This window comes from Streptomyces prasinopilosus (genome assembly GCF_001419695.1).
Classification (GTDB): domain Bacteria; phylum Actinomycetota; class Actinomycetes; order Streptomycetales; family Streptomycetaceae; genus Streptomyces; species Streptomyces prasinopilosus.
In genome coordinates this window covers 1-8,739 of record NZ_LIRG01000174.1, presented here as the reverse complement: position 1 = coordinate 8,739, position 8,739 = coordinate 1, and the positions used below count along the sequence as shown (strand labels likewise).

The following is an 8,739-nucleotide window of genomic DNA, read 5'->3' as shown; positions in this document are numbered from 1 at the left end:
GTCTTCCGTCTCTCCGCCCCCCGGCCGGAAACCGCCCGTCCCGTCACCGGGGGACCACGCGGCCGTACGCGTGCGGCGAGCGCCGTCAGTCCGGCCAGACCCCGGTCCGCAGCAGCGTCTCGATCGTCGCCGTGTACGGGGCGATGTCCAGGCCCTGGCCGTCCAGCCAGGCGTCCGAGTAGTACTTGTCGAGGTAGCGGTCCCCCGGGTCGCACAGCAGCGTCACCACACTCCCCTGCCGCCCCTCCGCCACCATCTCCGCGACGATCTTCAGCGCGCTCCACAGCCCGGTGCCGGTGGAGCCGCCCGCCTTGCGGCCGATCTCCCGCTCCAGGAAGCGCACGGCGGCGACGGCGGCCGCGTCGGGGACCTTCATCATCCGGTCGATCGCGCCGGGCACGAAGCTCGGTTCCATCCGGGGCCGGCCGATGCCCTCGATGCGGGAGCCCCGGTCGCAGGTGACGTCCGGATCACCGGTGGTCCAGCCCTCGAAGAAGCACGAGTTCTCGGGGTCGGCGACGCAGACGCGGGTGTCGTACTGCATGTAGTGGACGTAGCGGGCGAAGGTCGCCGAGGTGCCGCCGGTGCCGGCCGTGGCGACGATCCAGGCGGGTTCCGGATGGGGCTCCAGCCGCAGCTGGCGGAAGGTGGATTCGGCGATGTTGTTGTTCCCCCGCCAGTCCGTGGCGCGTTCGGCGTAGGTGAACTGGTCCATGTAGTGGCCGCCGGTCTCCGCCGCGAGGGCGACCGACGCCTCGTACAGGGTGCGCGGGTCGTCCACGAAGTGGCACCGTCCTCCGTGGAACTCGATCAGGCGGCACTTCTCGGCGCTCGTCGTGCGCGGCATGACGGCGACGAAGGGCACCCCGATCAGCTTGGCGAAGTACGCCTCGGACACGGCGGTCGAGCCGCTGGAGGCCTCGATCACCGGGCGGCCCGGACGGATCCAGCCATTGCACAGTCCGTAGAGGAAGAGCGAGCGGGCGAGCCGGTGCTTGAGGCTGCCGGTCGGGTGCGTCGACTCGTCCTTGAGGTAGAGGTGCACGCCCCACCGCTCGGGCAACGGGAAGCGCAGCAGGTGGGTGTCGGCCGACCGGTTGGCGTCGGCCTGGACCCTGCGCACGGCTTCTTTCAGCCAGTCGCGGTAGCCGGGGTCGCTGCGGTCGGCGTCGAGGGTGGCGCCCTCCAGGGCTTGCCGGGGCTGCGGGGACTGCTGGGATGTGCTCACGACGGGGCTCCTCACACTGCGCGCGCCGACGGCGTCCCGCGCGGCCGGCACCCCGATCATAGAACCCCGCACATCACCCCCCACCTGCATAAACGTGCCTTTGGGAGGCTCAAAGGAAGCCCTGGGGGCCGGTTCGGCACCCCCTTCCGGAATCCGGGGCGCCGCCGTGGGGGGCGCATTCGCGCGAGTGCTTCGGACGCCCCCGGAAGGGGAACGTGCGTACTGGTGCTCAGCGGCGTGGGCGGGCAGACTTCCCGCGGAGCAAGGTCCCGGACGGGAGCACACCGGAGCAGGACGGGGGCCGGCCCGCGGAGCACGGTCCGGCACACCGACGCGCACAAGGGGGCGAGTGGCATGGCCGAGCTGGAGTTCACGGCCAGGGGCGTGCGGATCGGCAGGCGGCTGCGGTCGCTCACCCGGGCCGGGCAGGTCCGGATCAGCGACGGCAGGCTCGAGCTGCTCACCAGCTACGGAAGCGAGATCGACAGCGCGCCGGTGCAGGCCGTGCGCGCCTCCCGGCCCTGGTTCGTCCCGGGGGGCCGCGCCCTGGCCGACCTCAACGGCCACCGGTACCTGCTGACCCTGGGCGACCACGACCCGGCGCCGGGCGAGCCGGGCCCGCCCGCGGCGCGCCGTTTCGTCGAGGCCGTACGCCGGGCATCGGGGCGCGGCGCCTGACATGCCCGCGAGTTGCGCCGCCCCAGGCCCTGCGTCACGCTGTTCTCACGTCACTCTGGGTTTACCGGCGATAACGCTGCGAACCAGCCCGCCGGCCACGACAGCAGGCGGCCACGTCACGCGGGCACCCTGCTGGATCCGTACTCCGTGTTCTTCCGGACGCCCGTCCGGGCCTGACACCGGGGAGTCGCAGCTGTGATCACTCACCCAAGCAGACACTGCACGGTGGAGCTCCAGGCTCTGCCGTCGCGGATCGGACAGGTCCGCAGAATCGTATCTGCGCAATTGCGCTACTGGCACATGGACACCTTGATAGACCGTGCCTCACTCGGTGTCACCGAGCTGTTGTCCAACGTCCACCGGCACGCGCAACCCGACAAGATCTGCACGGTCGAGCTGGAGGTGCTGCTCGACCGGCTCAAGGTCTCGGTGCGCGACCACGACCCGCGGCTGCCGGTCGTCGGGGACGCGGCTCCGCTCGCCACGTGCGGGCGCGGGCTCGCGATGGTGGCCGCGATGAGCGAGAGCTGGGGCGCCCTGCCCGACGGCGAGGCCGGCAAGATCGTGTGGTTCACTCTGCCGACGCCGTCCGTGGCTCCCGTCGCGGACTGGGACCGCTATCCGAGGATCGTCGCCGGTGAGCACGCCCTGCACCGGTTCGCGGAGGTCACGCTCGTCGAGCACGCCGTCGAGGACCGCCGGTCCGAACCCGCTCCCGCCCGGTCCGCCGTCGTCGGCTGACCGGGCGGTGCCCGTTTCCCCCGCACGGCGCCCCGCCCGGTGACCCCGGCCCGGCCGACGCCTGGGAGGGACCCGTTCGCGGGCGGGTGCGCGGACGTCGCCGGGGCCGGCGCCCGGGACGTGACGGTCCGTCCGCGTGCCGAACGTGACGGTCCGTCCGCCCTCTGCGGCGCACGGCCCGGTGCGGGTGCCACGCGGTCCGCACCGCACCGCCCCCGAGGACCGCGCCTCCGGTACCGGTGTCCGGTACCGGCCGGATGCGGGCCCGTGCTCCTTCCCCGTGTCGTGCCGGCGCCGCCTCTGCCGCCCCGGGCAAACTCCCGAGGGCGGGACCGGGCTCGCCCCGGGGCCCGTGGGACGGCCCGGGGCGAGCCCGTCCCGCTCCGGCGGCCGGGCCTCAGGTGTCAGGTGGAGGCCTGGGAGTTGTCCTTCATCGCTCCCCAGCCGTGCCAGCGTTCGACCTCGATCCAGGCGCTGACCCGCGCCCGCTCCCGGTCCGGGTACGGCTTGCCGGTGTAGTGCCGGGAGATGCGGTCGATGTCGGCCAGGCCCTCGTCGTCGTTCAGCTCGACGGCGCGGCCGATGAGGGTGACGTGGGTGTACCAGTCGTCGTCGGCCAGCACCGTGAGGGTGACGCGCGGGTCGCGGCGCAGGTGCTTCAGGCGCACCCGTCCCTCGTCCAGGCTGATCAGCACGCGGCCGTCCTCCCACACGTACCAGGTGGGCGTGGAGACGGGCGTGCCGTCGGAGCGCAGGGTGGCCATGACACAGGGGTTGGCGCGGCCCAGCAGGGCGTCGGCCTCGGGGGGCAGCGGGGGCTTGGACATACGGTCTCCTCGAAGGGTCTTCGGACAGGTCCCCGGACGTCGTCGCGTACGGGTGCTCGGGAGGGAGCCCTGCGGCCGCCGGGGGCGCGGGCGGCCGGGGCGGCCGTTCAGGCGGGGGGTTCGTCGAAGCTGGCGTAGTAGGCGGCTGCCATGTCCTCGTCGCCGTGGCCGCGGCCGGCGACGCGTTCCAGGCGTTCGGCACCGGCCGCGGCCACGTCCAGGCGCACACCGTGCTGTTCGCCGGCCCGGACGATCAGACGGGCGTCCTTGGCGGCGGTGTTCACGGCGAACTGGGCGGGGGCCAGGGGCCCGTCGAGGATCAGCCCCGCCTTGGCCCGCAGGTAGCCCATGTCGAGCGGGCCGCCCTCGATGAGGCCGAGGAAGGCGTCGGGCTCCACGTCCAGCGCCTCGGCCAGGGCGAGGGTCTCGCCCACCGCCGACGTGACCGCGAGGACCCAGCTGTTGGCCACCAGTTTGAGGCGGGTGGCGCTGCCGGCCGCTCCGTCCTCCCCGGTCCACACGGTGCGGGCGCCGACGGCGTCGAACACCGGCGTCACCGTGTCCCTGCCCTCCGCCGGTCCGGCGGCGAGCACGGTCAGCTGTCCGGCCTCGGCCGGCTGACGGGTGCCCAGCACCGGGGCGTCGTAGAAGAGCAGGCCGTGCCCGCGCGCGAAGCCGGCCAGCTCGGCGACCCCCTCGAGACCGGCGGTGGTGGACTGCGCCCAGACGCCTCCGCGCCGCAGCGCGGGCGCGGCCAGCCGCATCGTCTCCAGGGTGGCGGGACCGTCGTGCAGCACGGTCAGGACGACGTCGGCGGACTCGACCGCCTCGGCGGGGGTGCCGGCGACGTGCGCGCCGTCGGCCGCGAGCGGGCCGGCCTTGGCGCGGGTGCGGTTCCAGGCGCGGACGGTGTGGCCGGCGCGGAGGAGGCTGCGCGCCATCGCCGCACCCATGATGCCGGTGCCCAGGACGCTCACGGTGAGCTTGTCGGTCATGACCTCGGCCTTCCGTCGGTCGGTCCGGGACGCCCCCGGGCCCGTTCGCCCGCCCGTGCCCGCGGCCCGCGGACACGGTCCTCGCCTTCCACCCGTTCGCCCGGCCCGTACGGGGGCGTACGGCCCGTCTCCCCGGTTCTCCGGCGCCCGCGCGGGCGCCGCGCGGGCGGGCCCGTCCGTACGTCGTGGTCCCGTACGTCGTGGTCCCGTACGTCGTGGTCATTGTGCGACGGCCGGCACGGTGTGCGCCTGTCGGCGCGGGCGTCCGCCGCCCCGTCCGCCCGCTACGCCAGGGTCCCCAGCGGGTCGTCCAGGACCGGCTGCCAGGCGAGTTCGGCGGCGCCGGCCAGGCTGTTGTGGGCCAGCGTGCACGCCAGTATGGGGACGCCGCCGCTGCGGCCCCACAGACTGCGGTCGGCGACGACGGCGCGCAGCCGGCCGGGGGCGGCGTCCAGGAGGGTGCCGTGCAGTCCGCCGAGGATGATCCTGTCCGGGTTGAGGATGTTCACCAGGCCGGCGAGGCCCAGCCCCAGCCGGTCGACCAGGGCGGTGACGGCGGAGCGGACGGCGGGGTCGTCGTAGTGCTCGCGGATCAGCGTGTCGGCCTGTTTCAGGAGGGACACCTCGGGGCCGGGTTCGCGGCCGGCCGCGGTGAGGAGGGCCAGCGGGTCCGCCTCCACGTCCAGGCAGCCCCGGCTGCCGCAGTGGCAGGGGCGGCCGCCGGGGTTGACGGGGACGTGGCCGACCTCCAGTGCGAGGCCGGAACTGCCGGTGTGCAGGCGGCCGTCGAGCACCAGCGCGCCGCCGACACCCCGGTGGCCGGTGGCCACGCACAGCAGGTCGCGCGCGCCGCGCCCGGCGCCGTGCCGGTGTTCGGCGAGGGCGGCGAGGTTGATGTCGTTGCCCGCGAACGCCGGGCCGTCGAGGCCGGCGGCGCGCACCTGCTCGGCGAAGATCTCCCGGACCGGGGCGCCCGCGGGCCACGCCAGGTGCATCGGGTTGAGGGCCAGCCCTTCGGGTTCGGCCATCGCGGACGGTACGGCGAGGCCCGCTCCGACACATCGGCGTCCGGTCTCCCGGAGCAGGTCGGCGCCGGCCGCGACGACGGAGGCGAGCACCTTCGCCGGGTCGGCGTCGACGGCCTCGCATCCGGGGGCGGTGGCGACGATCCGGCCGCCGAGGCCGACCAGGGCGGCGCGGAAGCCGTCGGCGTGCACCTGTGCGGCCAGTGCCACCGGTCCGTCCTCGGCGATCGAGAGCCGGTGCGAGGGGCGGCCCTGCGAGCCGGCTGCCGCGCCGGGCCGGGCGTCGACCCGGATCAGGCCGAGCGCCTCGAGTTCGGCGGCGACCGCGCCGGCCGTCGCCCGCGTCACGCCCAGTTCCGCGGTGAGCACCGCGCGGGTCGGCGCACGCCCGGTGTGCACGAGTTCCAGTGCGGGCCCGAGCGCACCGCGCCCCCGGTCCAGCCGTGTCCTCGAGGTGGTCCCCTCCCCCGTCGGCCGGGGGTCCGCCTTCCCTCTCATGAGGGTGAGTCTCCCATGATCGTGACCGCGTCCGGTGACCGGCCGCTGACCCGGAGTGTGATGTTCAGCCTTCCCGTCAGTCCCAGTTCCGGCGGTGCCGTGCCCGCGTGGACGCGCGGGACCCCGTGGTACGCCGACCGGGACGGCCCGCCGAAGACGAAGAGGTCACCGCTGCGCAGCTCGACGTCCGTGTAGGGGCGGGTCCGGGTCCGGGGGTTGCCGAAGCGGAAGACGCAGGTGTCACCGAGGCTCAGCGACACCACGGGGGCGTCGCTGTCCTCGTCGCTGTCGCGGTGCATGCCCATGCGGGCGTCGCCGTCGTAGAAGTTGATCAGGGCGATGTCGTACGCGCTCCCCGCGGGTGCCGCGTCCGTGCCGAGCGCGTCGGTCACCGCGCGGCGGCCCAGTTCGCCGAGGCCGGCGGGGAACGGCTTGACCGGGGCGCCGTCGCCGTCGACGACGGTGCGCGCGTAGCCGTACGGGTACCAGTGCCAGCCCAGGCACACCTGCCGGGCGCTCATCGTGCCGCCGCCCGGGGTGCGGACCGTGCGCAGCCCGGCGGGCGGACGGGCCCACGCGCGGCACGCGTCGAGCAGGGTGCGCTGTGCCCGGGCGTCCAGCCAGTCCGGCACGTGCACCGCGCCGGGCGCGATCTCGGTGCGGGACCGGGGGAAGAGCTCGCCGTCCATGGCGTCCATCCTGCCCGACGGCCCCCGCCGCCCGGCACGGTCCGTCGGGAGGGCTCGGCTAGCCTGGTCGCACGATGAACGACCGTATGACGACTGCGTGGGGTGCGCCGGTCCTGGCCCGCTTCCCCGAGGACCCCCGCGACAGGCTGCGCGCCTGGGACGCCTCCGACGAGTACCTGCTCGGGCACCTCGACCGGGAGGAGGTGCCGCTGGACGGCACGGTCGTGGTCCTCGGGGACCGGTGGGGGGCGCTCGTCACGGCGCTGGCCGCGTACCGGCCGACGCAGATCACCGACTCCTGGCTGGGGCAGGAGGCCACCCGGGCGAACCTGGCGCGGGCCGGTGTCGAGCCGGGCACGGTCCCGCTGCTCACCACGCAGGACCCGCCGCCGGACCGGATCGACGTGCTGCTGGTGCGGGTGCCCAAGAGCCTGGCACTGCTGGAGGACCAGCTGCTGCGGCTGGCGCCCGCGGTGCACGCCGGCACGGTCGTCGTCGGCACCGGCATGGTGAAGGAGATCCACACCTCGACGCTGAACCTCTTCGAGCGGATCATCGGACCCACCCGGACCTCCCTCGCCGAGAAGAAGGCGCGGCTGATCTTCTGCACGCCGGACCCGGCGCTGGTGCGTCCCGCCGCGTCCTGGCCCTGCAGTTACCGGTTGCCCGACGGCGTCGGCGCGGTCTCCGGCCGGACCGTCGTCAACCACGCGGGGGTCTTCTGCGCGGACCGGCTCGACATCGGCACCCGGTTCTTCCTCCGGCACCTGCCGCGACCGCCGTCGGACCGGCCGGGACTTCGGGTGGTGGACCTCGGGTGCGGCAACGGCGTCGTGGGTACGGCGGTGGCGCTGGCCGACCCGCGGGCCGGGGTGCTGTTCGTCGACGAGTCGTTCCAGGCGGTGGCGTCCGCACGGGCCACGTACCGGGCCAACGGCCTGTCCGGGCACGCCGAGTTCCGGGTGGGGGACGGTCTGACGGGCGTGCCGGACTCCAGTGTCGACCTGGTGCTCAACAACCCGCCGTTCCACTCCCACCACGCGATCGGCGACGCCACCGCCTGGCGCATGTTCACCGGTGCCCTGCGCGCCCTGCGGCCGGGTGGTGAGCTGCGGGTGGTCGGCAACCGGCATCTGGGGTACCACGTGAAGCTCCGGCAGTTGTTCGGGAACAGCGAAGTGGTCGCGAGCGACCGGAAGTTCGTGGTGCTGAGGGCCGTGAAGCGGTAGGACGGGCGTCCCCCGGGGCCGGGCCGCGTCCGTACCCGTGCGGACCGGGGCGCCCACCGCCTGCCCCCGGCCGGAGCGGTCACGGTGGAGCGGACGGCCGTCACGGACTGCCGGACCGGCCGGATCTGCCTAGGCTTGCAGTGCGGCCGCGCGGGCCGGGTCGCGGTACGGCGGCGCGGGCCGGAGCAGGGAGGCTGTGATGGACGGGACGGCCGGGGAGCGGGGCGCGTCCGGTGGGCGCCGGTACGTGCCGATCGCCGATCACGGACTGATCGGCGACCTGCGCAGCGTGGCGCTGGTGGGGACCGACGGCACCATCGACTGGTACTGCTGTCCGGCCTTCGACGCGCCGAGCGTGTTCGCCGCGATCCTGGACGCCGAGCGCGGCGGCTTCTTCGAGCTGGCGGCGGCGGTGCCGGCGCGTACCAGGCAGTTCTACTTCCCCGACACCAACGTCCTGATCACCAGGTTCTTCACCGAGGACGGCGTGGGTGAGGTGCAGGACTTCATGCCCGTCACCGGGGAGGCGGCCGAGGCGGGCCGGCACCGGCTGATCCGGCGGGTGGTGTGCGTACGCGGGGCCCTGCCGTTCCGGATGCGGGCGGCTCCGCGATTCGATTACGGCACCCGGCCGCACACCCTGCGGTTGACCGACGGCATGGCGCTGTTCGCTTCCGAGAGGCTGTCCCTCGCGCTCACCTCGACCGTCCCCCTGGAGGCGGACGGCCCGGACGCGTGGGCCGACTTCAAGCTCGCCGAGGGCGGGACGGCGGTGTTCGCCCTGGACCAGGTCGGCGGTGAGGTGTCCCCCCGCCGCTGCGCGCAGCGG

9 protein-coding genes are annotated in these 8,739 nt (G+C 74.6%); 4 read left to right on the top strand and 5 right to left on the bottom strand.

Features of this window, described 5'->3' with window-relative positions:
* Positions 1–85: 85 nt before the first annotated feature.
* On the bottom strand, positions 86–1,228 hold the full coding sequence (locus tag AOK18_RS08945; RefSeq protein ID WP_055693954.1) for a PLP-dependent cysteine synthase family protein: 1,143 nt from the start codon (positions 1,226–1,228) through the stop codon (positions 86–88).
* A 354-nt stretch (positions 1,229–1,582) separates the two neighbouring features.
* Between AOK18_RS08945 and AOK18_RS08940 the strand changes: the two genes are divergently transcribed.
* Together AOK18_RS08940 and AOK18_RS08935 are read left to right on the top strand one after the other, a co-directional pair.
* Positions 1,583–1,906 (top strand): hypothetical protein, encoded by a 324-nt coding sequence (locus AOK18_RS08940; RefSeq protein ID WP_055574921.1) that lies wholly within the window; start codon positions 1,583–1,585, stop codon positions 1,904–1,906.
* 195 nt (positions 1,907–2,101) lie between these two features.
* Positions 2,102–2,647 (top strand): ATP-binding protein, encoded by a 546-nt coding sequence (locus AOK18_RS08935; protein ID WP_074994611.1) that lies wholly within the window; start codon positions 2,102–2,104, stop codon positions 2,645–2,647.
* A gap of 404 nt (positions 2,648–3,051) precedes the next feature.
* Here the strand turns inward: AOK18_RS08935 and AOK18_RS08930 are convergent, their stop codons facing one another.
* The 4 genes from AOK18_RS08930 to AOK18_RS08915 form a co-directional block, all read right to left on the bottom strand.
* Positions 3,052–3,474, bottom strand: a complete 423-nt coding sequence (locus tag AOK18_RS08930; protein ID WP_055572817.1) for a PPOX class F420-dependent oxidoreductase — start codon at positions 3,472–3,474, stop codon at positions 3,052–3,054.
* Between the two features lie 107 nt (positions 3,475–3,581).
* Complete coding sequence (locus tag AOK18_RS08925) at positions 3,582–4,469, bottom strand: NAD(P)-dependent oxidoreductase (protein WP_055693952.1); 888 nt, start codon at positions 4,467–4,469, stop codon at positions 3,582–3,584.
* A 284-nt stretch (positions 4,470–4,753) separates the two neighbouring features.
* Positions 4,754–5,992: an ROK family protein gene (locus AOK18_RS08920; protein ID WP_055693951.1), complete on the bottom strand. Its 1,239-nt coding sequence runs from the start codon at positions 5,990–5,992 to the stop codon at positions 4,754–4,756.
* Positions 5,989–6,681, bottom strand: a complete 693-nt coding sequence (locus tag AOK18_RS08915; protein ID WP_055693950.1) for an alpha-ketoglutarate-dependent dioxygenase AlkB family protein — start codon at positions 6,679–6,681, stop codon at positions 5,989–5,991. The genes AOK18_RS08920 and AOK18_RS08915 overlap by 4 nt, the downstream gene beginning before the upstream one ends.
* A gap of 86 nt (positions 6,682–6,767) precedes the next feature.
* Here AOK18_RS08915 and AOK18_RS08910 point away from each other — a divergent pair, with 86 nt between their 5' ends.
* Positions 6,768–7,910, top strand: coding sequence for a methyltransferase (locus tag AOK18_RS08910; protein WP_055693949.1), 1,143 nt, complete (start codon positions 6,768–6,770; stop codon positions 7,908–7,910).
* A 199-nt stretch (positions 7,911–8,109) separates the two neighbouring features.
* Positions 8,110–8,739 (top strand): trehalase-like domain-containing protein (locus AOK18_RS08905; RefSeq protein WP_240503117.1); only part of this gene is annotated, 630 nt, incomplete at its 3' end.